This window comes from Pseudomonas sp. LSJ-87, assembly GCF_032971465.1.
Lineage (GTDB): Bacteria > Pseudomonadota > Gammaproteobacteria > Pseudomonadales > Pseudomonadaceae > Aquipseudomonas > Aquipseudomonas putida_Z.
On the sequence record NZ_JAWJYQ010000004.1, the window covers coordinates 1 to 25,922 of the forward strand.

The window sequence follows — 25,922 nt, forward strand, 5'->3', positions numbered from 1 at the left end:
GGCCGATGTGCTGAAACTGGAGCGGGTAGGCCTGGACGACAACTTCTTCGAACTGGGTGGCGACTCCATCGTTTCCCTGCAAGTCGTGGGCAAGGCCCGCCAGGCCGGCGTGCAGTTCACCCCCAAGCAACTGTTCCAGCATCAGACCGTACAAGGCCTGGCCACGGTGGCACGGCGTGTTGTCGAAGGTATTGGCGAGCAAGGGCCGATCACGGGCAGCACACCGCTGACCCCGATTCAGCAATGGTTCTTCGAGGCCGACATTGGTGAGCGTGGGCATTGGAACCAGTCGATTCTGCTGACACCCAGCGAACCCCTGCAAGCGGACCGCCTGCACGATGCGTTGCTGGCACTGGTCGCCCATCATGATGCACTGCGCCTGGGCTTCGAGCAGCAGGCGGGGGCCTGGCAAGCCGAATACAAGCCACAGCACCAGGCCCGGATACTCTGGGAGCATGCGTGCGCGGACGAGGAGGCGTTGTCCGCACTCGCTGACCAGGCCCAACGCAGCCTGAACCTGCAGCAAGGCTTGCTGGTCCGTGCGCTGCTGGCCAGCCTGCCCGATGGCAGCCAGCGTCTGCTGCTGGTCATTCATCACCTGGCGGTAGATGGCGTGTCGTGGCGCCTGTTGCTGGAGGACCTGCAACAGGCCTACCAGGCCCTGGGCAACCGACAGCCGGTGCAATTGCCAGCCAAGACCAGCTCCTACAAGACCTGGGCGCAGCACCTGCAGGCCTATGCCCAGAGCGAGGCGCTGCAAGCGGAACTTGCCTACTGGCAAGCGCAGTTGCAGGGCACCAGCGACCACCTGCCGTGCGCCAATGCGCTGGGCGGCAACCAGCAGCAGCACGCTGCGTCGGTCAGTACGCGGCTGGGCCGCGAAGCCACCCGGCAGTTGTTGCACGATGCCCCTGCGGCCTATCGCACGCAGATCAATGACCTGTTGCTGACAGCCCTGGCTCGGGTGATCGCCCGCTGGACCGAGCGGCCGGAGGTGCTGGTCAGGCTGGAAGGCCATGGCCGGGAAGACCTGTTCGACGAAATTGACCTGAGCCGCACGGTGGGCTGGTTCACCAGCATGTACCCAGTGAAGCTGAGCCCGCAGGACGGGATCGCCGAATCGATCAAGGCGGTCAAGGAGCAGCTGCGGGCCGTGCCGAACAAAGGACTTGGCTATGGCGCGCTGAAGTACATGGGGCCGGCTGGTGCGCGTGAGGCCCTGGCTGCGTTGCCTCAGGGCGAGATCGTGTTCAACTACCTCGGGCAGTTCGACGGTAGCTTCGACGAGCAGTCGGGCTTGTTCGCACCCGCGCGGGAATATGGCGGTGCGGCCAAACCAGCCGATGCGCCACTCGATAGCCAGATCGCCCTGAACGGCCAGGTATACGGCGGCGAGCTGAAACTTGGCTGGACCTTCAGTGCGCAGCGCTACGACACCGCGGTCATGCAAAAGTTGGCAGATGACTATGCCGCAGAGCTTGGCGCGCTGATCGCTCATTGCTGCGAGCCTGGCAACCGTGGTGTAACGCCTTCGGACTTCCCACTGGCCGCGCTGCGCCAACAGCAGCTGGATGAGCTGCCGGCAGTTGCACGGCAGGTGGCCGATATCTACCCGCTGTCGCCGATGCAGCAGGGCATGCTGTTCCATTCGCTGCAGGGGCCTGAAGGCGCGCTTTACATCAACCAGACTTCGGTGGAAGTCAAAGGCCTGGAAATCGAACGGTTCGTGGCAGCCTGGCAGCAGGTGATCGACTGTCACGATATCCTGCGCAGTGCCTTCTGGTCGGCGCCCCACTTGGCCGAACCTTTGCAGCTTGTCTACCGCAAGGTCGAATTGCCGGTGGTCGTGCATGACTGGCGCGACCGCTCGGTAAGTGCGCAGATGCTTCAGGCGCTGGCCGAGGCCGATGCCGCACAAGGCCTGGACCTGAGTGTCGCACCGTTGATGCGCCTGACCCTGGTGCGGCTGGACGACGAACGTTTGCACCTGCTGTGGACCCGTCATCACATACTGATGGACGGCTGGAGTACCTCGCTGCTGCTTGGCGAGGTGTTGCAGACTTACCATGGCCACCCTGCGCGAGCGCCGGCAGGGCGGTTTGGCGATTACATCCGCTGGCTTGCCGGGCAGCCCAAGGCGGCGCTGGAGCAGTTCTGGCGAGGCAAGCTGCAAGAGCTGGAAAGCCCCACCTGGCTGGCGGACAGCCTGGCGGCTCGCCCGGCGGCAGACCTGCAGGGGCACGCCGCGCTGTACCTGCGTTGGGATGCCTCGCGTACCCGGCAACTGCGCGAGCAGGCCCAGCGCTTGCGCATCACCCCAAACACCTTGATCCAAGCGACCTGGCTGCTGCTGCTGCAGCGCTATACCGGGCAAGCCACGGTGTGCTTCGGCGCCACCGTGGCGGGCCGGCCAGCCGGCTTGCCCGGTGCCGACGAAATGCTGGGTTTGTTCATCAACACCTTGCCGGTGGTGCAGACGCCCCAACCGCAGCAGCGGATTGTCGACTGGCTGCAGCAACTGCAGGCCTGCAACCTGGAACTGCGCGACCACGAACATGCAGCCTTGGCTGATGTGCAACGCTGGGCAGGGCAGGCCGGGCAAGCGTTGTTCGACAGCATCGTGGTGTTCGAGAACTACCCGGTGGACGAACGCCTGCAGGAAGGTGGTGGTGGCTCGCTGCAGTTCGGTGAGGTGAGCAACCGCGACGTGACCAACTACGCCATGGACCTGGCGGTGCATCTGGGCGAGACGCTCTCGGTCGAGTTCCTCTACTTGCGCAACCGCTTCACGGAGCAAGGCACCGACAGCATTCGTGGCAGTTTCGAACGGCTGCTCGAGGGCATGCTCGACAACCCTCACGCCACCGTGGGCAGCCTGGACATGCTGACCCCGGCGCAAGCGCAGCAGGCCCAGGTTCGCAACGGCTTGCAGCCATGCGAGCAGGCCATGCCAAGGCTGGCCGAGCTGATTGCCCGGCATGCCCAGGTGCGGCCAGAGGCAATTGCGGTGGCCTGTGGCGAGCGACAGTTGAGCTATGCCCAACTGGATGAGCGTGCCAACCGCCTGGCACACCACCTGATTGCCTTGGGTGCGCGCCCGGAGGTTACGGTCGGCATCGCCCTGGAACGCTCGGTGGAGGTGATCGTGGCATTCCTGGCGGTGATGAAAACCGGCGCCGCCTATGTGCCGCTGGATATCGACTACCCGCAGGATCGCTTGCAGTGGATTGTCGAGGATTTGGCCATGCACCTGCTGGTGACCAGCAGCGGCTTGCGCCAGCGTTTTGCCGGGGTGGAGCACTGCGTGGAGCTGGACCTTCTGGCTATCGCCAGCTTGCCGTCCGATGCCCCTCAGGTGATGGTGCACGACACCAACCTGGCGTACCTGATCTATACCTCTGGCTCTACCGGCAAGCCCAAGGGCGTGGCGGTCAGCCACGGGCAGATCGGCATGCACTGCCAGGCAATCGCCCGCCTTTACCAGATGGATGAAAGCACTCGCGAGCTGTTGTTCATGTCGTTCGCTTTCGACGGTGCCCAGGAGCGTTGGCTGTCGACCTTGTCGTCAGGCGGCTGCTTGGTGGTGCGCGGTAGCCAGCTGTGGACTGCCGAGCAAACCTGGCAGGTACTGCATGCCGAGCGCATCGACATTGCCTGCTTCCCGCCGGCGTATCTGCAGCAACTGGCCGAGTTCGCGCAAACCCGGCAGGAGGCCGCACCGCCGGTGCGCATCTATTGCTTTGGCGGTGACGCGGTGCCCGATGCACTGTTCGAACTGGTCAAGCGGACCTTGCGCCCGCAGTTCCTGACCAATGGCTACGGGCCTACCGAAACGGTCGTGACCCCCCTGTTGTGGAAAGTATCGGCGCAGCAGTCATGCCAGGCGGTGTATGCGCCGATCGGTGAGCGGGTTGGCCAGCGCACGCTGCATGTGCTGGACCAGGGCCTGAACCCGGTGCCCGATGGCGTGGCCGGGGAACTCTACATTGGTGGCGAGGGTGTGGCGCGCGGGTATCACCAGCGTCCGTCCCTGACCGCCGAGCGCTTTGTCGCCGACCCGTTTGCCCAGGGCGGGCGGCTGTACCGCACCGGTGACCGGGTGCGTCGTCGGTCGGATGGCGTGATCGATTTCATCGGCCGCCTGGACAACCAGTTGAAGGTTCGCGGTTTCCGCATCGAACCTGGGGAAGTCGAAGCACGGCTGCGGAATCTGGCGGATGTGCGGGATGCTGTGGTGGTGGCCCGAGAGGGCGCTACCGGCAAGCAATTGGTGGCGTATCTGGTCACCGGCAATGGGGTGACTTCCGCTACGCCATTGCGTGACGCCTTGCGTGCCGACCTGCCGGACTACATGGTGCCGACCCAGTGGGTGTTGCTGCCGGCGTTTCCACTCACGCCCAATGGCAAGATCGATCGCAATGCGCTGCCGGCCCCGGAGTTGGCCGGGCGCCCGGTGCGGGTGGCTCCGCGCGATGACACGGAAAAGGCGCTGGCGGCCATCTGGCAAGAAGTGCTGGAAGTGGATGAAGTTGGTGTCGATGACAACTTCTTCGAGTTGGGGGGCGATTCGCTGCGCGTGCTGAAGATGCTGTCGAAGGTACGAGCTCGGCCCGACCTGTCGATCGAGCTGAAACTGCGCGATGTCATGGCCAGGCCCACCATTGGCGAGCTTTCCGGCTATACCGATGGCGACGTCGCCCTTGACCCGCTGTTGCTGCTCAACAGCCGGGTAGCCGGGGCCAGGCCGCTGTTCTGCCTGCATGCCGGCTTTGGCACGGTGTTCGACTACGAGCCGCTGGCGCGCCGGCTGGAAGGGCATTGCAGCGTCTACGGCGTGCAATGCCGTATGCTGCTCGATCGCAACTGGCAGGATGATTCGTTGCAGGCCATGGCGATCGACTATGCCCAGTACATTCGCCAGAAGCAGCCCGAAGGGCCATACCAGCTTGCCGGCTGGTCGCTGGGTGGCACGCTGGCGGTGCTGGTGGCCCAGGAGCTGGAAGCCCAGGGCCAGCAAGTATCGTTGCTTGGCCTGGTCGACAGTTTCATCCCCACCGGTGCGCCGGCAACGCCGGCGGCGGACTGGAGTGCCGACCTTGGCAACTTCCTGAGTGTGCTGCTGGGGCTGGCCAAGGAGCAGCTGGTGCTGCCTGCCATCGCGGCGGGCAGTGGTGTGCCGCTGCTTGAGCGGCTGATCGAAGCGGCACGCTCGGGGCTGCAGGTAGCGTCGGCCTTCGCCAGTGTCGAAAGCGCCGAACTGGCCCACACCTTTGCCGTGGCGATGCGGCTCAAGGCGTTGTCGGAACGGTTGCCGGCATTGCCGGCAACCCGCGCCGCTGCCTTGTGCTGGTGGGCAGGTGACCATGGCCACCGCTTCGCGGTTCACGGGAGCGGTGAGAACCACGCGGTTGCAGCGGGTCACTATGACATCCTCAAGCATCCGGACGTGATCGAGGGGCTCGCGGCCAGGCTGGTGGCGGAGCCGGTCATGGGTTGACCCGGCAAGGCCGGCTGAATGACCTGTGGGGCTCACGTTCAACGTGGGCCCCACAGGTTTTTTCATGTCGGCAGTGTCGCCACCGAGACGAAAAAAGCGGCGTCATCCTGTGTGGATGACGCCGCTTCGATTACAACGGTACAGGTGGCTGTCGGCCTAGAAGTCGTAGCGCAGGCTCATGGTGGCATTACGCGGGTCACCGTAATGGCCAACACTGCCGCCGATACCCGAGTAGTACTTCTCGTCGAAGATGTTGTTCAGGTTCAGAGTGGCGGCCAGATGGTCGGTGACCTGATAGCGCGCCATCAGGCTGGCAACGGTGTAGTCATCCTGGGTGGCTCGGGCTTTGAGGCTGTTGTAGTAGAGCGACATGCTGGAGTTCCAGGACACCCCGCCACCCACGGTCAGCCTGTTCCAGTCACCCTGGAAGCGATAGGTGTTCCAGAAGCGGAAAGTGTCCATGGAGTACTGCGTCAGCTGGCGCTCGCCCTCGGCGTCTTCCGTGCGGGCATGGCTGTAGCTGGTCATGACTTGCCAACCAGGCAAAACCTCTCCCGACAGTTCCAGGTCGATACCCTTGGTCTCGGTACCCTTTGCAGCCTTGTAGGCTTGTTGGTCGAGCGTGCCTGGCACGATCGCGTCGCCATCCTGCACCGCCAGGTTGTCACGCTTGACCAGGAACAATGCCGTACTGGCGTTCAGGCGCCCGTCGTAGAACGCCCCTTTCCAGCCTATTTCGTAGTTGCTGCCTATGACAGGGCCAATGACCGAACCGTTACGATCGAGGTTGGATTGTGGCTTGAAGATATCGGTATAGCTGGCATACACCGATTGCTCGGGGGTCAGGTCATAGATGATGCCCGCGTACGGTGTTACTTCACCCCGTTCGTGCATTTTGACGTTCGAAGTAGGCCAGTAGTAATAGTCGTAGTCATAGTCGGAGGTGCGCGCGCCCACGATTACGTTGAGGTCATCCATCAGGTTGAATTTGAATGCCGCGTAGGTGCCGCGCTGGCTGCTCTTGATGTTGAGAATTTCCCCAAGTGCGCCAGTCTCGGTTGGCCGAGGCAGGTAGTTGTCCCAGTCATAGAAGTTGACGGTTGTGGTACCAACGTCATAACCGGTGTGATCGTTCTTGTAATCCTGGTAGTTGAAGCCGGTGATGAACTCGTGAGTGCGCCCGAACAGGGAAAAAGGCCCTTGCAGTGTCAGGTCCAGGCCGCGCTGGGTCTGGTCGGCTTCAGCGTTGTAACGCAGCATTCGCGCAGCGCCGGTTTCTTCATTGATCCATGCTCGGCCCGAAGAGGTCTGATAAGAGCCGTTGTAGTTATCGCGATTGGAATCCATGTAGTTCGCGGCCAGCTTGATTTGCCAGTCATTGGCGAAGGAATGCTCGGCGGCCATGAAATAGTTGGTGGTTTCCAGCTCGTCGTACATCCAGCGGGCGCCGGAACTGGTCGAGCGGGAGAAGTTGGTCTGCTTGCCGTTGGTGAACAACAACGGTACACCCGGTGAACCGGTGGCTTTGAACTTCTGGTAGTCGACGCCGAAACGTACCAGGGTGTCGTCGTTCAGGTCCGCTTCGAGAACGCCGTAGAGGATGTCCTTGTCTTCCTTGTACCAGTCGCGAAAACTGCCGCTTTTCTGCTTGGCTGCCACCATGCGCCCGCGCAGGTTGCCACCCTCGGTCAAGGGGCCGGAAACATCGACTTCGCTGCGGTAGGAGTCCCAGGAGCCGACAGTGCCCTGGATATGCGACTGGAATTCGCGGGTCGGGCGTTTGCGAATGAGGTTGACCACACCGCCGGGTTCACCCGCGCCGGTCATCAGACCGGTGGCGCCGCGGACGATCTCGACGCGGTCGTAAATGGTCATGTCCAGCAACGTGCTGGGCATGTTGCGGGTCTGGTTTTCCTGGGTGGTGGTCACGCCGTCAAGCTGGTAGGTGTTGATGGCACTGCCGCGGGAATAGATGTTGTAGCGCAGGCCACCGTCCTGGGACATGGTGATGCCGGGTGTCTGGTTGAGCACCTGGGTCACGCTGTTGAGCTGCTGGTCGTCCATGCGCTGGCGGGTGACTACGCTGATCGACTGGGGCGTTTCACGGATCGACAGGTTCATCTTGGTCGCGGTGTTGGTCACACCGGTGGTGTAGGAGCCCGTGCCTTCGGTAGTGGCACCAAGGCCCACGCTATTGACGTTGGTCGCCGAAAGCTCGACCTGGCCGGCCTGTGCGCCCGAACTGGCCGTCACCGTCACGGTGTTGCCATCGATCTGGTAACGCAGCCCGGTGCCTTGCAGCAATGTCCGCAACGAAGACTGCAGGTCATGCCGGCCCTTGAGGGCCGTGGAGCGCAGCCCACTGATGTCCTCCGGGCTGTACAGCAACTGGGTATCGGTCTGCCTGGCCAGTGCCTGCAACGCCGAGTTCATCGACTGCGCGGGAATATCCAGGGTCCACTCCTGTGCCTGCACCTGGGCAACCATCGCAGCGGATATCGCCAGGCCCAGGCCGATGCGTGTGAACGCGCGCTGGGGACGAAGGGAATGACGGATCAGTAATGCTTTGGCAAGCGGGTTGAGCGGGCCGGGGAGGGACTTGGACATCTATTGCGGTCTCGTTGGCAGAGGGTTTTTTTCTATGTCAGCTATAGGACGCAGCACCTGTGAAAAACCGGAACGATTCTTATTGGCGATTTTTTTGGCCGGTGCTGCGTTAACCGCGTCACAACTTCACAGTTCGCGTGCTACACGAAAGCCGAGGAAGTCCCCGCGGGTGGTCTTGAGGCGGTCATTGCGGTTGGCCGAGCGGGAGAAGATCGGCGGCTCGCCCCAGTCGTTGCCGCGCATGTGCGCGCGGATGCACTTGGGGTCCTGGATCCAGGTGCTGCCGTCGGTGGGGGCGCCTTCGTAGCTGTCGTGGTAGCAGTCGGCGACCCATTCGTAGACGTTGCCGTGCATGTCATACATGCCGAAGGCATTGGGCGGGTAGCTGCCCACCGGGGCGGTGAAGGTATGCCCGTCCTTGGGGCCATAGGTGTTGGCGTGCTTGCTGATCTCGTACTTGCCCGATTCGTCGAAGGGGAAGGGGAACGGGCCGCTGGAGCCGCCACGGGCGGCATATTCGCGTTCGGCTTCGCTGACCATGCGGTACGGTTTGCCGGTGGTTTTCGCCAGCCAGCGGGTATAGGCCTGCACTTCGTCGTAGTCGACGCACACCGCCGGCTGGCGGGGGCCTTGCTTGTAGCTGGGCTTGCTGGCTTCGCACCAGCGGCCGGGGCGGTCGTCGCCGCTCTTGATGACGGTGCCGGTGGCCTTGATGTAGGCGTCCAGTTCGCCGGCGGTGACCTGGTAGCGGCTCATGGCGAAGGGCTTGGCGAAGGTCACGGTGTGCAGCGGGCCCTCGTCGGGCTGGCGGCCGACTTCGTCGTCAGGGGCCCCCATCACGTAGCTGCCGGCGGGCAGCACGACCATCTCGGGGCAGTCCTTGCAGTCTTTGAACACGTCGCCGGGCTTGGCGGCGTGGGCGTAGGCGCTGACCAGCAGCAGGCAGGTGATCTGGGCTGGCCGGTAGAGCCAGGCGGATACGTTCATCGGTGGTCCTCGAAACGGGTGAATGCGGGCTGCGTTTCGCATTCAGACGAATCGGGGTGGTGAGAAATTAACCAATACACACGCGACCCCTTACCAGCCAGTTAACGTCACTGGGGCTGCTGCGCAGCCCATCGCCGGCAAGCCAGGCTCCCACAGGGACCGCGAAAATCTTGAGTTCTACGCCGTACTTGTGGGAGCCCGGCTTGCCGGCGATGGGCCGCAAAGCGGCCCCGGCAATATCGGCGTGGATGCAAAGAACCGGGGCCGCTTCGCGCCCCCTCGCGACACAAGGCCGCTCCTACACGGGATTGTGGCCGGCGGGGTAGTTGCCAGCCAGGAAACACCGGGCTATAGTCCAGCCCACTGTTCTCTTCCCGAAGACCTGTTCATGCCAGCCAGCCCATCCACCACAAGCTTTGCCATCGCGCCAGTCGCGGGCATGGTCGTGCGTGGCTGCCAGCAGCCGGCGATGATCAGTCACTATCCACCACCACCTGTCAGTGGCGTCGTAGGCGGCGTAGCTCCGCCTCCTTGCGTGGTCGTGCTGGGCTGATCGGCTTCTGGCCGCATCCCTTCGCACACGCAACCTACTGAGCACGGTCGGCGACTTCCCACGCTGAAGCGCACGCCGTCCGTCTGGCTTATTCGCCTTATATCAGGTGGCAATACATGTCTGTCTTTAGCAAAGCATCCGTGGCCTCGGCGGCCACTACCAGCCTGTTCGTCCTGCTGTGGAGCAGCGGGGCGATCGTCTCCAAACTCGGCCTGGCGCACGCCAGCCCGTTCGCCTTCCTGCTGTTGCGCTCGGCGCTGGCCCTGGCCGGCCTGCTGCTGGTCGGCCCGTTGCTGGGGCTGCGCTGGCCGCGCAGTCGCGGGGCCATCTTGCGGGCCCTGGGTACCGGCTGTGTGCTGCTCGGCGCCTACCAGATCTTCTACCTGCTGGCGCTCGATACCCATGTCACCCCCGGCATCATGGCCACGGTGATGGGGGTACAACCGATCCTGACCGTAGTGCTGATGGAGCGCCAGCGCTCCTGGAGCCGCTTGTTCGGCCTGGGGTTGGGGCTTGGCGGGTTGATCATGGTGGTCTACCAGGGCATCAACCTGGGCGGGGTGTCGCTGGCGGGGATGCTGTTCGCCTTGCTGGCGCTGGCCAGCATGACCTTTGGCTCGATCCTGCAGAAGCGCATCACCGACAACCCCATGGGCACGCTGCCGCTGCAGTACCTGGCCGGCTTTGCCATGTGCGCGCTGTTCGCGCCGCTGCAGCCGCTGCATGTGGAATGGACTGGCGGTTTCGTCGGCGCGCTGCTGTGGATGGGGCTGGTGGTCTCGCTACTGGCGACCCTGCTGCTGTACCGGCTGATCGCCAAGGGTAACCTGGTCAATGTCACCAGCCTGTTCTACCTGGTGCCGGCAGTGACCGCGGTGATGGACCTGCTGATCTTCGGCAACCGCCTGGCGCCGCTCAGCCTGCTGGGCATGGGGCTGATCGTGGTGGGCTTGCTGTTCGTGTTCCGCAAGCCCGCCGCGCGCCTGGCCGAGGCGTAGGCCCTAGCGGAATTCTTCGGGGATGGCGTGGCGCAATACGCCTTCCTCGAAGTCCAGCAGGCCGGCTTCGCGCTGGGTCAGCAGGTAGTAGAGCAAGGTGTCGAGCGAGCGCTGCGGCGGGACCTCGACCGCCAGCATCTTCACCGCCTGCTCGGTTTCGCAGTTGCAGCCGAAGTCGTGCACGGCCGCGCGTACCTGGTCCAGGGTTTCCGGGGGCTTGACGATAACCCGGAACACCGAGCTGCCGCTGCTGTGGCGCAGTTCGGCGAACCAGGTTTCGCCGGCTTCCTCACGGGTGCCGATTACGTCGCCCGGGGCGATGCCGTAGACATGGAAGGGAATGTTGTCGACGGCATAGCCGCCTTCCACGGCCTTGGCCCACAGGCCCTCGACCGAGGCGGGCGGGTAGCCGTTTTCGTCCTGCTCCAGGCGGAACAGGACCTTCTTGTACGCGTCGTTCATCCTGTACCCCGCTTCAGCTGCGTGCCGGGCGCAGCACCAGCCACAATGCCAGGCCAATCAGCAGGCCGCCGTACAGGTGCGCCATCGACAACGGTTCGTCCAGCAGCCACGCCCCCCACAATACGCCGAATACCGGGATCAGGAAGGTCACGGTGCTGGCCTTGACCGGGCCGATCTCCTCCAGCAGGCGGAAGTACAGGATGTAGGCGAACGCTGTGCACAGCAGGCCCAGGCCCAGCAGCGACAGCCACACCTGCCAGCCGCCCCAGCTGGCAGGTGGCTGGCTCAGCGCGCTCCAGGCGAACAGCGGGCTCAGCATCAGGGTGGCGCCGAGCATGCTGCCAAGTGCCGACAGGCGGCTGTCCAGGCCGCTGACCCAGCGGCGGGCGAGGAAGCCGGCAAAGCCGTAGCAGGTGGTGGCCGCCAGGCAGGCGAGGGCGCCTTGCAGCAGGGCCAGGTCCAGGGCCACCGGGCCGGCGCCGCTGAGGATGCCGACGCCGAACAGGCCCAGGAAGATGCCGCAGAGCTTGGCCAGGGTCATCGGTTCGCGGAAGAACAGCACGCCGACCAGCACACCCATCAGCGGCGTGGTGGCGTTGAAGATTGCCGAGTAGCCGGCGGGCAGCACCTGGGCGGCCACGGAGTAGAACGTGGCGGGGATACCGGAGTTGATCATGCCCAGCACCAGGCAGGCGCCGAGCTTGCCCTGGAAGTCCCAGCGCACGCGGGCGGCAGCGAGCAGTGCAACCAGGCCCAGGCAGGCGATGGAGACACGGAAGAACGCCGTCGGCACCGTGCCCAGCTCGGGGGCGATGATGCGCATGAACAGGAAGCTCGCCCCCCAGACGGCGGCAAGGGTCAGCAGGCGGGCTAGGGCGATGGGGCTCACAACGGTCTCCGGAGGCAGGGCAGGGGCGCGAGTGTACGCCAGGGGGGCTGGGGATTCTTGTGCTTTCTTGCGGTGTAAACCTGTGCCGGCCTCTTCGCGGGTAAACCCGCTCCCACAGGATTACCACAGGGCCGAGCATTGCACAGAACCTGTGGGAGCGGGTTTACCCGCGAAGAGGCCGGCACAGGCTCCGCAAAAACCAAGAGGCGACTAAGCTCTGTAACTCAACACCGCACCGAGGTCTTCGCATGCCCCAGCCCTGGCCCGCTGTCGAAATCGCCCGAATGATCCTCGCCGGCTTCGACGACTACCGCGACCACTTCCAGCGCATCACCCTCGGTGCCCGCAAGCGCTTCGAGCAGGCACGCTGGCAGGATATCCAGCGTGCCTCCGCCGCCCGCATCAATCTCTATGAAGAGAAGGTCGCCGAGGTCAACGGCTGGCTGCGCCAGGGTTTTGCCGAGGACGTGCTGCTGGATGTGGAACAATGGCCGCTGGTGAAGAACGCCTATATCCACCTGATCGACCCAAGGCTGGACGACGAGCTGTCCGAGACCTGGTACAACTCGCTGTTCTGCAGCCTGTTCAGCCACGACCTGATCAGCGACGGCTGCATGTTCATCCACACCACCCGACCGTCCATGCGCAGCCGTGAGCGCGCCGCACAAACCCGTACCTATCGACCTGACGCTGGGCTCAAGAGCCTGCTGCGGGCAGTGTTCAGCGATTACCCGTTCGAAGTGCCGTACGGCGACCTGGAAGGCGACCTGGCGCGCCTGGAGGATCAACTGCGCGAGTGCCTGCCGGACTGGGTATGCAAGGATCCGAAACTGGCGTTGGAGCTGTTTGTGCCGGTGCTGTACCGCAACAAGGGCGCCTACCTGGTTGGCCGGCTGTTCAACAGCGACGAGCAGTGGCCGCTGGTAATACCGCTGCTGCACTGCGAAGGGCACGGTATCGAGGCCGATGCGCTGATCACCGACGAGGCCGAGGTGTCGATCATCTTTTCCTTCACCCGCTCGTACTTCATGGTCGATGTGCCGGTGCCTGCGGAGTTCGTCAACTTCCTCAAACGCATCTTGCCGGGCAAGCACATTGCCGAGCTGTATACCTCCATCGGTTTCTACAAGCATGGCAAGTCGGAGTTCTACCGGGCGCTGATCAACCACCTGGCCAGCAGCGACGACCGCTTCGTCATGGCGCCCGGGGTGCGCGGCATGGTCATGAGCGTGTTCACCCTGCCGGGCTTCAACATCGTGTTCAAGATCATCAAGGACCGCTTTTCACCGTCGAAGACGGTCGACCGTGCCACGGTGATCGACAAGTACCGGCTGGTGAAAAGCGTCGACCGCGTCGGGCGCATGGCCGATACCCAGGAGTTCGCCGATTTTCGCTTCCCGCGTAGCAAGTTCGAGCCGGAGTGCCTGGCCGAACTGCTGGAGGTGGCGCCATCGACCGTGGCGCTCGAGGGTGACACGGTGCTGATCCGCCACTGCTGGACCGAGCGGCGCATGACGCCGCTGAACCTGTACCTGGAACACGCCAGCGAGGGCCAGGTGCTGGAGGCGCTGAAGGATTACGGCCTGGCCATCAAGCAGCTGGCGGCGGCGAACATCTTCCCTGGCGACATGCTGCTGAAGAACTTTGGCGTAACCCGCCATGGCCGGGTGGTGTTCTATGACTATGACGAGATCAGCTTCCTGACCGAGGTGAACTTCCGCCATATCCCGCCGCCGCGTTACCCGGAGGACGAGATGTCGGGCGAGCCGTGGTACTCGATCGGGCCGCATGACGTGTTCCCCGAGGAGTTCCCGCCGTTCCTGTTTGCCGATATCGGCCAGCGGCGCTTGTTCAGCCGGCTGCATGGGGAGTTGTACGACGCGGATTACTGGAAGGGGCTGCAGGCGGCGATTCGTGAAGGGAAGGTGATCGATGTGTTTCCGTATCGGCGCAAGGGGCGGTGACTGTGCTTTGGCAGGCCTGGCCTCTTCGCGGGTAAACCCGCTCCCACAGGTACTGCACAGGATTCGAAACCAGTGAGGTCCCTGTGGGAGCGGGTTTACCCGCGAAGAGGCCGGGCCTGCTTTTCATCGTCACCCCTTCAAACACTTCAATTCACTGAAATCGGTACGCACCTTGCCCAACCGCTCCTGCAGGTACCGCAGCTGCTGCGGGGTACTCTGGTGCACCAGGTCCACCAGCAAGCTGCGCGCCTGCTGCTCGGTATTCTGATACGCCGCCCGGTACTCCGGCGTCCACAAACTCTCCTTGCGCTGCAACAACGTCGCCAGGCGTGGCTCGAAGCTGGCGTCGTTGCGCTGGTTCATCGCCAGCAGCAATTGCTGCTGCCAGTGCGCGCGGTTGGCGATCCATTCGCGGTTCTGGTCGCCCAGCGCCTGGGACCAGGCCTGCACGCGCTGCTTCTGTACCGCGGTCAGCTCGCCAAACCACGGCGTCAGGCGTTTCTCCATGCGTTCGGAACGGCGGGCGATCTGCTTGTCCAACGGCGTATCCACATACTTCTTCTGCCGTTCGCTGATGTCCTCGCGGAATGCCTCGCGCATCTCCGCCACCTGGCTATCGCTCATGCCGCGCAGCAACTCGGTGGCCGAAGGGGTGATTTCCTCGGCTACCCGGCCAATCGCCTCGCGGGCTTCGCGGGTACGCTGCTGCAGGGCCTGGTCGGTCACCTGGTCGTCGGCGACCATGCCGCGTACCCGGTCCAGCCAGTCGAGGTAACCAGGCAGCTGGGTCTTGCAATGCCAGGCCAGGTGCTCCCGCAGGCGGTCGTCAAGCATGGCCTTCTGCTCGCTGTTCATGGCCAGGTAGTCGCCCAGCGACCACGGCACCAGGCGGTCGAGGTTGCGGTAGGCCAGGTCGATACGGCTGCAGGCGGCCAGGGCCAGGGCGCAGCCGATGGCGACGAGCAGGGCTTTGGACAGGCGTAGCGGCATGGGCTGTTCCTTGCGGTGCTGGCCAGACGGTAGACGCAAGAGGGACGCTGACGGTTCCACTGCATCAGCGGTCGGGCGGCGCGCTGGCTTCAGGTGTAGAATAGCCGCCTTGTCTTGAGGAACATCGGAAATGGCTCTGCTTGGGCGTTACAACAGTTTGCAAATCGTGAAACACGTGGACTTCGGCCTGTACCTGGACGGCGGCGCCGACGGCGAGATCCTGCTGCCCGGGCGCTACATCCCGAAAAACGCCGAAACCGAAGTGGATGACTGGCTGAACGTGTTCATCTACCTGGACAGCGAAGACCAGCTGATCGCCACCACCGAGAAACCCAAGGTGCAGGTTGGCGAGTTCGCCAGCCTCAAGGTCAAGGACATCAACGGTGCCGGCATCTTCCTCGACTGGGGCCTGTCCAAGGACCTGCTGATGCCGTACTCGGAAGAGGCGCGGCCGCTGAAGATCGGCGACTACTGCGTGGTGCACGTGTACCTCGACAAGCGCACCCGCCGCATCACCGCCACCTCACGCCTGGACCGTTACCTGGACCGCACCCCGGCGGACTACCAGGTAGGCCAGCCGGTCGAGCTGCTGGTGGCCGGCGAGACGCCGATGGGCTTCAAGGCGATCATCAACAACCGCCACTGGGGCCTGATCCACAAGAACGAGGTGTTCAAGTTCCTGCGCTCGGGCATGCACGAGAAGGGCTTCATCAAGGAAGTGCGCGCGGACGGCAAGATCGCCTTGAGCCTGCAACCGGTGGGTGCGGCCCTGGCCGACAGCCTGCAGGAGCAGATCATGGCGCGCCTGGAGGCCGAAGGCGGGGTGCTGGGGGTGTGCGACAAGAGCGACCCGGCGCTGATCAGCAAGCTGTTCAACGTCAGCAAGGGCAACTTCAAGAAGGCCATTGGCGGGTTGTTCAAGCAGGGCCGCATCGTCATCCATGACGATCGCATCGAGAAGGCCTGATCAGGCCTGCACGAAGGTACGGAAGTCCAGCTGCTCGCCACCCGGGCGGGTGTCGCGCAGCAGCGAGTCGCGGTCGGCGCTGAGGGCCAGGCTGATGGTCGAGCGGCGCTTGCCGGGGTTGCGCACTTCCATCTGTTCCTGGTGAGCGCGCAGGAAGTTGGTCGGCACCTTCAGGTGCTGCAGCTCGTCGCTTTCCGGGGTGTGCAGCAGCAGGTTGACCCAGTCGGGCTGGCCCTTGCGCAGCAGCGCCACCGGCACCTCGAACCACCACAGGTTGCGCTTGCGGTCGAGGATGGCGAACAGGGTGTTGCTGCTGGTCAGCACCGGGCGGGCCAGTGCTTCGTTACGCCGGGCGATGGCGGCGGGTTTGTCGAGTTTCATGCAGGTTCCTGCGGGTTGACGCTATGAAGGCCTGCATTGTGAGGGGTGGCGGGTAGCGGGGCAAGGTTTGCCAACCGCCTTGCCGTTCGGCTCGAGGGCGAAAAAACTGTTGGAACGCTTGGCGAAGGCGTCGGGTCCACCGACTGTCGGCACGGTCCACGTGCCCCCAATTGCAGGAGTTTTGCCATGAGCGGTACCAAAGACAAAGCGAAAGGCCTGGCCAACGAAGCAATCGGCAACGTCAAGCAGGGTGTCGGCAAAGTGACCGACAACGAGCGGCTGCGGGCCGAGGGTGAAGCGCAGGAGCTCAAGGGCGAGGGGCAACAGATCAAGGGCAACGTGAAGGACGCGGTGAAAAAGCCTTGATGTGAGTGGCCTGTCCCGGCCTTTTCGCGGGCTCGCCCGCTCCCACAGGTACCGAACAGATTTCAAGCACTGTGCAGTACCTGTGGGAGCGGGCATGCCCGCGAAGAGGCCGGTGCTGGCGTAAGCAAATTCTTGCAGCATGGCCGGGATCAGCACAGCAGCGGCATGGTCTATTAGACTTACCGTGGTACACACGAATCGAGCGGCGAAAGGAGACGCTATGATTTTCCCCGACCTGCGCGGCCTGCCCCTGCACCGCGTGCTGGTACGCACCGTCAAGGAATTCCTCGACGACGAGATGTCGACCTACGCTTCCGCACTGGCCTACCAGATGCTGTTCTCGTTGTTCCCGTTCCTGCTGTTCCTGATCGCCCTGATCGGTTTCCTGCACCTGCCGGACTTCTTCTCCTGGCTGCGCCTGCAATCGGAACTGGTGCTGCCACCCCAGGCGCTGGAGCAGGTGAACCCGGTGATCGACCAGTTGCAGCAGTCCAAGGGCGGGCTGTTGTCGGTGGGTATCGTGATTGCCTTGTGGACCGCATCGGCCGGTGTGCGCCTGATGATGAGCGCGATGAACGCTGCCTACGATGTGCCCGAGGGCCGCCCGGTGTGGAAGCGCATTCCGTTGTCGATCATCTACACCGTGGGCATTGCCGGCATGTTGCTGGTGGCTGCGGCGCTGATGGTGCTGGGGCCGCAGGTGATGGAGTGGATTGCCGCCCAGGTCGGCATGCAGGAGGTGATCGTCACGGTGTGGACCATCCTGCGCTGGCCGGCGATCATCATCCTGATGATGGTGGCGGTGGCGCTGATCTACTACGTGATGCCCGATGTGAAGCAGCAGTTCCGCTTCATCACCCCGGGCTCGGTGCTGGCGGTGGTGGTGTGGATCTTGGCCTCGCTGGGCTTTGCCTACTATGTGAAGACCTTTGCCGACTACAACGCCATGTACGGCAGTATCGGTGCAATCATCGTGCTATTGCTGTATTTCTATATCTCCGCCGCCGTTTTGCTGCTGGGCGCGGAGATGAACGCAGTGATCGAGCACATGTCGAGCGAGGGCAAGAACCCTGGCGAGAAGGACGCCGATGAGCACAAGGCCCGCGAAACCATTACCGTGCTGGGCCATGAGCACCCTGTACCGAGCGAGCAGCAATCTTCCGAGCCGAACCCCCGATGATCCGTGACATTCTCAAGATGGGCGACGAACGCCTGCTGCGCATCGCCCCGCCAGTGCCCGAGCACATGCTCGGCAGTGCCGAACTGCAGCAACTGATCGATGACATGTTCGAAACCATGCGCCATGTGGGCGGCGTGGGCCTGGCCGCGCCACAGATCGGTATCGACCTGCAGCTGGTGATCTTCGGCTTCGAGCGCAGCGAGCGTTACCCGGATGCCGAACCGGTGCCGCAGACCATCCTGCTCAACCCGGTCATCACGCCGACGTCCAGCGAGATCGAGGACGGTTGGGAAGGCTGCCTGTCGGTACCCGGCCTGCGCGGCGTGGTGCCGCGTTTCAAGCACATCTGCTATGAAGGCATCGACCCCCAGGGCAACCCGATCAACCGCTTTGCCGACGGCTTCCATGCGCGGGTGGTGCAGCATGAATGTGACCACCTGATCGGTCGGCTGTACCCGTCACGCATCCAGGACTTTTCCCGGTTCGGCTACACCGAGGTGCTGTTCCCCGGGCTCGACGCCAGCGACGACTGACCCCGTTGCAGTGCCACCAGCCGCTTGCTGCGCTGGTAGCGCTGCAGGCGGCCAGCCAGGGCTTCCGGCAGCTGCTGGGCCATGTCGAAGCCCAGGCGCTGGTAGAAGGGCGCAAGGTCCGGGTGGCAGAACAGCCAGGTGGGCCCGCCAGCCTGCGCCAGCGCCGCCTCGACCAACCGCCCGGCCACCCCTTGGCTGCGCCGCTGCGGGTCGACGAACAACCCGGTCAGCCAGAAGCCATCGCCCACCGGGCTCAGGCTCAAGCCCGCGATGATGCCGGGGCCCCGCGCCACCCACAGCTCAGCATCGCCCGCAGCACGCATGCGTGAGCCGTGCTGGCGGTAAAAGTGGTCCAGCAGCCGGCGTTCCGGGGCCGAAAGTATCGAACAGTACAAATTTTCAGAAATTGCGCGCCCTGCCCTGAAAGGTGGCCAGAGGCTCTGGCCTGATGTTTTGCGGTGAACTTGTCGCAGATTGTTGCATATCTGGCAAGGGTGAATGTCCGAGTTCGGGGTTCAACTATTCCAGGCCGGGAGTAGACTTTTAGCCATCCCCACTGGCAGTACGAAGCGGGATCGGTACTTCGTGCCATCTTCACCGCAGATGGCAACTTCTCCGCGCCGGGCACGGCAATAGAAGTCAATCGATCAGCTTGAATGCTCAAAAGGCAAACTCACATGAAACCATTACTGATTCTTGCATTGGTCGGTATGTCCTCGTTCGCCCTCGCCGATGAGGCCAGACCCGTCTCCAGCGAGCCCGTCGCCCAGCAGTACGACTACTCCATGAACCTGGACATCAAGCGGGTGATCAACCTGTCGACCATCCCCAACGTCTGCGAAGTGGTGCCTGCGACCATGACCTACGAAGACCACCAGGGCCAGGTGCACACCATCCAGTACCGGGCCATGGGTGAGGGGTGCCAGCAGGGTTGAGCCCGCCAAGGGCCTGCCACAGCATTTTCAGCGCCTGTGAGATCGAGCGCCGCGCAGGCGGCGCTCGGTCTCACAGGCGCCACATCACCCAAGGCATGCACCTTGTCGCCCCGACGCAATCCCCCGATATGCATTTCAAACCACAACCAACCCAGAATAATTTCCTCGACCTGTCGATTCCTCCGTCCCCCGTTCGACCATAGGTGAGAGCACGTTGCACCCCGTGCCCAATCACCCATGACCTGTCGGAGGAACCCCCGATGAGCACCGCAGCCGAAACCGAGATCCGCCAATTGATCGAGCGCTGGATGCAGGCCGTGCGCGACCGCGACATCCCCAACATCGTCGCTCCCTATGCCGACGACATCGTCGCCTTCGATGCCATCCAGGCCCTGCAATTCAAAGGCAAGGCAACCTACCAGGCGCACTGGGAAATGTGCATGGGCATGTGCCCCGGCCCGATGGTTTTCGAATTCGCCGAACTTACCGTGCATGCCGCTGGCGACCTGGCCCTGGCGCACTGGCTTAACCGCTGTGGCCCCGCGGACAACGAGAGCCAGTGCGGCTTCATGCGCGCCACCGTGGGCTATCGTCGTCAAGGTGGCCAGTGGCAGGTAATCCACGAACACTGGTCGGCGCCATTCGACATGGAAACCCAGAAAGCCCTGTTCGATCTCAAGCCCTGAGCCGTTATCGCCAAACGCACTTTGCCAATGCCCTGGAGGCGACCATGAAATACCTGTGCCTGGTCTATTGTGACGAGGGGCTGCTGCACAGCCTGCCCGACAGCCCGGAAGACGCCGAATGCATGGCGTATGCCGAATCCATCCAAGGCTCCGGGCGAATGCTGGCGGCCGAGGCGCTGAAGCCGGTGCAGACCGCCACCACAGTGCGCATGCGCAACGGGCACATGAGCCTGACCGACGGCCCGTTCGCCGAGACCAAGGAGCAACTGGCGGGCTTCTACCTGGTGGAAGCCCGCGACCTGAACGAGGCGCTGAACATCGCCAAGGGCATCCCCGCCGCGCGGGTCGGCAGTGTCGAGGTGCGGCCGGTGCGCGAACTGCAACCCTGACAGCAATGGAGACCTACCAGCATGAGCCTTGCACACCCCGCGCAAGCGCAACACGAGTTGTCCATCAGCCGCCTGATCGACGCGCCACCGGCCAAGGTGTTCCGCGCCTGGACCGAGCCCCAGTGGCTGATGCAGTGGTGGGGGCCGCACGGCATGACCACCCCGGAGTGCGAGATGCAGTTGTGGGTCGGTGGCCTGTTCCGCACCCTGATGCGGGCGCCGGATGGCAGCGAGTACCCGAACCAGGGCGTGTTCCTGGAAATCGCCGCGCCGCGGCGGCTGGTGTTCACCGATGCCTTCGGCCCAGGCTGGGTGCCTTCGGACAAGGCCTTCATGACTGCCGTGATCAGTTTTGACGAGGAGAAGGGCAAAACCCGTTACACCGCCCGCGCCTTGCACTGGAATGCCGCCGATTGCCGCGCCCATGAGGAAATGGGCTTCCACCAGGGTTGGGGAGAAAGCCTGGACCGCCTGGTGGAGGTGGTGACCCAGCGGATGCCCGACTGATGACGGCATTGGCGCAGGTGCGCGCCGAGGTCGAGGCGGTCTACCGGAGCGAGTCACGGCGCATCCTGGCGACGCTGATCCGCCTGCTGGGTGATTTCGACCTGGCCGAGGAGGCCATGCACGATGCCTTCTTCATCGCCGTCGAGCGCTGGCAGCGCGACGGTATCCCCGATAACCCGCGGGCGTGGCTGGTGTCCACCGGCCGCTTCAAGGCCATCGATGCGCTGCGCCGGCGCGCCCGTTTCGACCGTTCCCAGGCGGACCTGAGCATGCTGCTCGACGGCCAGGCGCAGGACCCCAGCGAGGAAGAACTGCTGGCCGACGACCGCCTGCGGCTGATCTTCACCTGCTGCCACCCGGCCTTGTCCGCCGATGCCCAGGTGCCGCTGACCCTGCGTGAAGTCTGCGACCTGACCACCGAGCAGATCGCCCGTGCTTTCCTGCAGAGCCCGGCCACCATCGCCCAGCGTATCGTGCGCGCCAAGGCCAAGATCCGCGATGCCGGCATCCCTTATCAGGTGCCGGAGCTGAACGAACTGCCCGAGCGCCTGGAGAGTGTGCTGCGGGTGATCTACCTGGTGTTCAACGAGGGCTATTCGGCGTCGTCGGGCGAGGCGTTGTTGCAGCAGGAGCTGAGCGATGAAGCCATTCGCCTGGCGCGCCTGCTGGTGCAGTTGCTGCCCGACCCGGAGGCGGTCGGCCTGCTGGCCCTGATGTTGCTGCAGGCGTCCCGGCAGCGCGCGCGTACCGATGGCCGGGGCAACCTGGTATTGCTCGAGCAGCAGGACCGTAGCCTGTGGGACCGGCAACGCATTGCCGAAGGCTGCGAACTGGTGCGCCAGGCCCTGCAAAGCCGGGCGTTCGGTGCCTATACCGTGCAGGCGGCGATTGCGGCGGTGCATGCCGAAGCGGTTACGGCCGAAGCGACCGACTGGGCGGAGATCGTCGGGCTGTATGACGTGCTGCAGCGGCATTGGCCGTCAGCAGTGGTAGAACTGAACAGGGCCGTGGCGCTGGCGAAGCGGGATGGGCCGGAGGTTGGGCTGCGGGAAGTCGAAGGGATTCTGGCGAGGGGAGAGTTGCTGGACTATCACCTGGCGCATGCGACGCGGGGCGAGCTGCATTACCAGCTGGGGCATATGGAAGAGGCCCGGGCGGCCTGGCGGCAGGCGCTGGCGCTGACCCGGCAGGAGCCGGAGCGCAGGCATATCGAGCGGCGGTTGCAGGCTATCGAATGATGTTGGCTGCGCCGGCCTCTTCGCGGGTAAACCCGCTCCCACAGGATTGCGTCACGGCTTGATGCTGTGAGGTCCATGTGGGAGCGGGTTTACCCGCGAAAGGGCCGGTACTGCCTGCATCAATCTTCAGCTAGCCACAAAATTCGGCGGCGACACCAGCTCGACGGTCTGCTGCTTGCGCGGTGCGAGGATCTCGGCCTCGCCCTGGACCACCAGCTCATCATTCTGGTTGTACACATTGGTGGCGATGCGCACCTTGAACTTGGGCAGCTTCTCCAGGATTTCCAGGCGCACGGTCAGGGTATCGCCAATTTTCACCGGCTTCTGGAAGCTCATCTGCTGGCCCAGGTAGATGGTGCCAGGGCCAGGCAGGGTGCAGGCCACTGCAGCACTGATCAGCGCGCCGCTGAACATGCCGTGGGCAATGCGCTCGCGGAACATGCTCTTGGCAGCGAACTCGGCGTCCAGGTGTACCGGGTTGTGGTCACCGGACATCGCGGCGAACAACTGGATGTCGCGTTCTTCGACGGACTTCTTGTACTCGGCCTTCTGGCCGACTTCGAGGGCTTCGTAAGGCGTGTTGGTGACCTGGGACATCGGGGCTTCCTTAAGCGGTAGGCGAGGGCGGCTGTCATTCACTGCGCACAGGGCGGCCAAGGGCAAGCGCCTGTTCAAGCCAGCCGAGAATATCGGCGGTGACCTCGTCACGGTTGGTTTCGTTGAGTACTTCGTGCCGCGCCTCAGGATAGACGCGCAGCTGTACATGTCGATTGCCGGTCGCGCGCAGGGCGTCGGCCAGGTGGGTGAGACGCTTGCCGGCACTGACCGGATCACATTCACCACCGATTACCAGCAGCGGCAGGTTCGGATCGATCTGCGCGAGGTTACTCGGCTGGCTGATCTGCGCCAAGCCTTGCAGCAGGTCGAGCCACAACTGGTTGCTGCAGCGAAAGCCGCAAAGCGGGTCGTTGACGTACAGGTCGACCTGCGCCGGGTCGCGGCTGAGCCAGTCGAACGCCGTGCGGTTGGGCTTGAAGGCCTTGTTGAACGAGCCGAACGACAACCACTCGATCAGCGCGCTCTTGCCCAGCGGCCCCTGGCGCCAGGCTTCCAGCCGGGCAATCAGCCGCGCCACGTGGTACAGCGCCGCCGGCTGGTAGTTGGAGCCGCTGAGGATCGCCCCATGCAGGCTGCCACTGTGGTGCAGCAGGTAGGCCTGGGCGATGTAGCTGCCCATGCTGTGGCCGAACAGGAACAGCGGCGTGCACGGGTATTGCTGGCCGATGTGCTGGGCCAGCAGCCCGATGTCGTTGACCACGGCATTCCAGCCATGATGGCGGGCGAACAGGCCGAGGTTGCCCAGTTCGGCGGTGCGCCCATGGCCGCGCTGGTCGGCGGCGAACAGGGCGAAGCCGGCCTCGCTCAAGGCATGGCCCAGGTGCTGGTAGCGCCCGGCATGCTCGGCCATGCCATGGGCCAGCAACACCACGGCTTTTACCGGTGTGGCCGGCAACCATTGGTGCACGTACAGGCTGCAGTGCTCGCTGGCGGGCAGCCAGAAGGCGTCGTGAGGCATGGCGGGTCCTTGTGCGCACAGGTACCCGAACAGTGTATGCACAACCGACCGGATTGCAGGAAGGGCACAAATAAGATTCACAATGTTAATGGCGGCACTTGGCGTATATGCCGCCTTGGGCTTACCTGCTAACGTCGGATCAACGCCTTTTCGCTTTCAAGCGGGCAGGTGAAAGGACTACAGGACTTACAGCAGGTCCAGGCAGAGGAACAATAATAAATGCAAGCCGACTTCTGGAATGACAAGCGCCCGGCGGGCGTGCCGTCCACCATCGACATCAATGCCTACACCTCGGTCGTCGAGGTGTTCGAGCGCTCCTGCAAACGTTTCGCCGACCGCCCGGCCTTCAGCAACCTGGGCGTGACCCTGACCTACGCGGAGCTGGAGCGCCACTCGGCGGCCTTCGCCGCCTGGTTGCAGCAGCACACAGACCTCAAGCCGGGCGACCGCATCGCGGTGCAGATGCCCAACGTGCTGCAATACCCCATCGCCGTGTTCGGTGCCCTGCGCGCAGGCCTGATCGTGGTCAACACCAACCCGCTGTATACCGAGCGCGAGATGCGCCACCAGTTCAAGGACAGCGGCGCGCGTGCGCTGGTGTACCTGAACATGTTCGGCAAGCGCGTGCAGGAGGTGTTGCCCGATACAGGCATCGAGTACCTGATCGAGGCCAGGATGGGCGACATGCTGCCCACCGCCAAGGGCTGGCTGGTCAACACCGTGGTCGACAAGGTGAAGAAGATGGTCCCGGCCTATCAGCTGCCACAGGCGGTGTCGTTCAAGCAGGTGTTGCGCCAGGGCCGCGAGCTGTCGCACAAGCCGGTGCCGCTCAGCCTGGACGATACTGCGGTGCTGCAATACACCGGTGGCACCACCGGCCTGGCCAAGGGCGCCATGCTCACCCACGGCAACCTGGTAGCCAACATGCTGCAGGTGCTGGCCTGCTTCTCGCAGCACGGGCCGGACGGGCAGAAGCTGATCAAGGACGGCCAGGAAGTGATGATCGCGCCGCTGCCGCTGTACCACATCTATGCCTTTACCGCGAACTGCATGTGCATGATGGTCACCGGCAACCACAACGTGCTGATCACCAACCCGCGGGATATTTCCGGCTTCATCAAGGAGCTGGGCAAATGGCGTTTCTCCGCCTTGCTGGGCCTGAACACGCTGTTCGTCGCACTGATGGACCACCCGGGCTTCCGCCAGCTCGACTTTTCGGCGCTGAAGGTCACCAACTCCGGCGGCACCGCGCTGGTCAAGGCCACGGCCGAGCGCTGGGAGGCGCTTACCGGTTGCCGCATCGTCGAAGGCTACGGCCTGACCGAAACCTCGCCAGTGGCCAGCACCAACCCCTATGGCCAGCTGGCGCGCCTGGGCACGGTGGGCATCCCGGTGGCCGGCACCGCCTTCAAGGTGATCGACGATGACGGCAACGAGTTGCCGCTGGGCGAGCGGGGCGAGCTGTGCATCAAGGGCCCGCAGGTGATGAAAGGCTACTGGCAGCAGCCCGAGGCCACGGCCCAGGCCCTGGACGCGGAAGGCTGGTTCAAGACCGGCGACATCGCGGTGATCGACCCGGACGGCTTCACCCGCATCGTCGACCGCAAGAAGGACATGATCATCGTCTCGGGTTTCAACGTGTACCCCAACGAGATCGAGGATGTGGTGATGGGGCATCCCAAGGTTGCCAACTGCGCGGCCATCGGTGTGCCGGACGAGCGCTCCGGCGAGGCGGTGAAGCTGTTCGTGGTGCCGCGCGAGGGCGGGCTGAGCGTGGATGAGCTGAAGGCCTACTGCAAGGCCAACTTCACCGGCTACAAGGTACCCAAGCACATCGTGCTGCGCGAGTCGTTGCCGATGACGCCGGTGGGCAAGATCCTGCGGCGGGAGCTGCGGGATATCGCTTGAGACCGAGTTGGATTCTTCGCGGGTGAACCCGCTCCCACAGGGGTCTTGCAGTTCTCAAGGCCTGTGCAGTACCTGTGTGGGAGCGGGTTCACCCGCGAATGCTTTCAAACCGCTCTAGCAGGCTGTTTACAGCCCGATCTGCGACATTTTGGATAATTACTCTAAAAATGACCTGTATTGTTCATTGAGTCATTTTTGTGACCGTGAGGCCTGTTTTGGCCTCTAGGCGACCCCAGGCAAAGCTGTTACTCTCGGCCCGCTTTCAGATGATCCGGTTTGCAACGAGCCGTCATCTCATATCAATAATAA

The 25,922-nt window shown here is 63.7% G+C and carries 22 protein-coding genes; 13 read left to right on the forward strand and 9 right to left on the reverse strand.

The window, feature by feature from the left end:
* A partial coding sequence (locus RYH74_RS05075; RefSeq protein ID WP_317409042.1) for a non-ribosomal peptide synthetase occupies window positions 1-5,497 on the forward strand: 5,497 nt, incomplete at its 5' end.
* A gap of 156 nt (window positions 5,498-5,653) precedes the next feature.
* Here the strand turns inward: RYH74_RS05075 and RYH74_RS05080 are convergent.
* Window positions 5,654-8,104 carry a TonB-dependent siderophore receptor gene (locus RYH74_RS05080; protein ID WP_317409043.1) on the reverse strand — a complete coding sequence of 817 codons (2,451 nt, stop codon included), beginning with the start codon at window positions 8,102-8,104 and terminating at the stop codon, window positions 5,654-5,656.
* A gap of 126 nt (window positions 8,105-8,230) precedes the next feature.
* Window positions 8,231-9,091 carry a formylglycine-generating enzyme family protein gene (locus RYH74_RS05085; protein ID WP_317409044.1) on the reverse strand — a complete coding sequence of 287 codons (861 nt, stop codon included), beginning with the start codon at window positions 9,089-9,091 and terminating at the stop codon, window positions 8,231-8,233.
* A gap of 669 nt (window positions 9,092-9,760) precedes the next feature.
* Between RYH74_RS05085 and RYH74_RS05090 the strand changes: the two genes are divergently transcribed.
* The gene (locus tag RYH74_RS05090; protein WP_317409045.1) at window positions 9,761-10,642 is read left to right on the forward strand and encodes a DMT family transporter; all 882 of its coding nucleotides are present in this window, start codon (window positions 9,761-9,763) and stop codon (window positions 10,640-10,642) included.
* A 3-nt stretch (window positions 10,643-10,645) separates the two neighbouring features.
* Here RYH74_RS05090 and RYH74_RS05095 read toward each other — a convergent pair whose 3' ends face one another.
* Window positions 10,646-11,104 (reverse strand): DUF4265 domain-containing protein, encoded by a 459-nt coding sequence (locus RYH74_RS05095; RefSeq protein WP_084785242.1) that lies wholly within the window; start codon window positions 11,102-11,104, stop codon window positions 10,646-10,648.
* Window positions 11,105-11,117: 13 nt separating this feature from the next.
* Window positions 11,118-11,993 (reverse strand): DMT family transporter, encoded by an 876-nt coding sequence (locus tag RYH74_RS05100; RefSeq protein ID WP_046614694.1) that lies wholly within the window; start codon window positions 11,991-11,993, stop codon window positions 11,118-11,120.
* Between the two features lie 248 nt (window positions 11,994-12,241).
* Between RYH74_RS05100 and aceK the strand changes: the two genes are divergently transcribed.
* On the forward strand, window positions 12,242-13,957 hold the full coding sequence (gene aceK / locus RYH74_RS05105; RefSeq protein ID WP_317409046.1) for a bifunctional isocitrate dehydrogenase kinase/phosphatase: 1,716 nt from the start codon (window positions 12,242-12,244) through the stop codon (window positions 13,955-13,957).
* A gap of 129 nt (window positions 13,958-14,086) precedes the next feature.
* On the opposite strand, the gene RYH74_RS05110 is transcribed toward aceK, so the two are convergent.
* Entirely contained in the window at window positions 14,087-14,947 is an 861-nt protein-coding gene (locus tag RYH74_RS05110; protein WP_317409047.1) for a DUF6279 family lipoprotein, read from the reverse strand.
* Window positions 14,948-15,077: 130 nt separating this feature from the next.
* On the opposite strand from RYH74_RS05110, the gene RYH74_RS05115 reads away from it, so the two are divergent.
* The gene (locus tag RYH74_RS05115; RefSeq protein WP_013973728.1) at window positions 15,078-15,914 is read left to right on the forward strand and encodes a S1 RNA-binding domain-containing protein; all 837 of its coding nucleotides are present in this window, start codon (window positions 15,078-15,080) and stop codon (window positions 15,912-15,914) included.
* Here the strand turns inward: RYH74_RS05115 and RYH74_RS05120 are convergent, their stop codons facing one another.
* A complete protein-coding gene (locus RYH74_RS05120; protein ID WP_013973727.1) occupies window positions 15,915-16,295 on the reverse strand; it encodes a hypothetical protein in 381 nt (126 codons plus the stop codon). It lies immediately after the preceding gene.
* A 186-nt stretch (window positions 16,296-16,481) separates the two neighbouring features.
* Here RYH74_RS05120 and RYH74_RS05125 point away from each other — a divergent pair, with 186 nt between their 5' ends.
* The 3 genes from RYH74_RS05125 (at window position 16,482) to def (ending at window position 18,374) form a co-directional block, all read left to right on the forward strand.
* On the forward strand, window positions 16,482-16,661 hold the full coding sequence (locus tag RYH74_RS05125) for a CsbD family protein (protein ID WP_015271319.1): 180 nt from the start codon (window positions 16,482-16,484) through the stop codon (window positions 16,659-16,661).
* 220 nt (window positions 16,662-16,881) lie between these two features.
* Window positions 16,882-17,841, forward strand: coding sequence for a YihY/virulence factor BrkB family protein (locus tag RYH74_RS05130; protein ID WP_025340186.1), 960 nt, complete (start codon window positions 16,882-16,884; stop codon window positions 17,839-17,841).
* Window positions 17,838-18,374 carry a peptide deformylase gene (def, locus tag RYH74_RS05135; RefSeq protein ID WP_013973724.1) on the forward strand — a complete coding sequence of 179 codons (537 nt, stop codon included), beginning with the start codon at window positions 17,838-17,840 and terminating at the stop codon, window positions 18,372-18,374. Before RYH74_RS05130 ends, def begins: the two co-directional genes overlap by 4 nt.
* On the opposite strand, the gene RYH74_RS05140 is transcribed toward def, so the two are convergent.
* Window positions 18,329-18,697 (reverse strand): GNAT family N-acetyltransferase, encoded by a 369-nt coding sequence (locus RYH74_RS05140; protein WP_084785241.1) that lies wholly within the window; start codon window positions 18,695-18,697, stop codon window positions 18,329-18,331. The two genes, def and RYH74_RS05140, sit on opposite strands and share 46 nt — an antisense overlap.
* 354 nt (window positions 18,698-19,051) lie before the next feature.
* Between RYH74_RS05140 and RYH74_RS05145 the strand changes: the two genes are divergently transcribed.
* The 5 genes from RYH74_RS05145 to RYH74_RS05165 all read left to right on the forward strand — a co-directional run bounded on the left by RYH74_RS05145 (window position 19,052) and on the right by RYH74_RS05165 (window position 22,129).
* Window positions 19,052-19,309 (forward strand): DUF2790 domain-containing protein, encoded by a 258-nt coding sequence (locus RYH74_RS05145; protein WP_004375752.1) that lies wholly within the window; start codon window positions 19,052-19,054, stop codon window positions 19,307-19,309.
* A gap of 260 nt (window positions 19,310-19,569) precedes the next feature.
* Window positions 19,570-19,995 (forward strand): YybH family protein, encoded by a 426-nt coding sequence (locus RYH74_RS05150; RefSeq protein WP_025340184.1) that lies wholly within the window; start codon window positions 19,570-19,572, stop codon window positions 19,993-19,995.
* 44 nt (window positions 19,996-20,039) lie between these two features.
* Window positions 20,040-20,384 (forward strand): YciI family protein, encoded by a 345-nt coding sequence (locus tag RYH74_RS05155; protein ID WP_013973721.1) that lies wholly within the window; start codon window positions 20,040-20,042, stop codon window positions 20,382-20,384.
* Between the two features lie 21 nt (window positions 20,385-20,405).
* The gene (locus tag RYH74_RS05160) at window positions 20,406-20,891 is read left to right on the forward strand and encodes an SRPBCC family protein (protein ID WP_317409048.1); all 486 of its coding nucleotides are present in this window, start codon (window positions 20,406-20,408) and stop codon (window positions 20,889-20,891) included.
* The gene (locus RYH74_RS05165) at window positions 20,891-22,129 is read left to right on the forward strand and encodes an RNA polymerase sigma factor (protein ID WP_317409049.1); all 1,239 of its coding nucleotides are present in this window, start codon (window positions 20,891-20,893) and stop codon (window positions 22,127-22,129) included. The genes RYH74_RS05160 and RYH74_RS05165 overlap by 1 nt, the downstream gene beginning before the upstream one ends.
* A gap of 126 nt (window positions 22,130-22,255) precedes the next feature.
* Here the strand turns inward: RYH74_RS05165 and RYH74_RS05170 are convergent, their stop codons facing one another.
* Together RYH74_RS05170 and RYH74_RS05175 are read right to left on the reverse strand one after the other, a co-directional pair.
* Window positions 22,256-22,726 (reverse strand): MaoC family dehydratase, encoded by a 471-nt coding sequence (locus RYH74_RS05170; RefSeq protein ID WP_012273633.1) that lies wholly within the window; start codon window positions 22,724-22,726, stop codon window positions 22,256-22,258.
* A gap of 34 nt (window positions 22,727-22,760) precedes the next feature.
* Entirely contained in the window at window positions 22,761-23,705 is a 945-nt protein-coding gene (locus tag RYH74_RS05175; RefSeq protein ID WP_317409050.1) for an alpha/beta hydrolase, read from the reverse strand.
* A gap of 219 nt (window positions 23,706-23,924) precedes the next feature.
* Between RYH74_RS05175 and fadD2 the strand changes: the two genes are divergently transcribed.
* Window positions 23,925-25,613 (forward strand): long-chain-fatty-acid--CoA ligase FadD2, encoded by a 1,689-nt coding sequence (fadD2, locus tag RYH74_RS05180; protein WP_015271310.1) that lies wholly within the window; start codon window positions 23,925-23,927, stop codon window positions 25,611-25,613.
* Window positions 25,614-25,922: the final 309 nt, after the last annotated feature.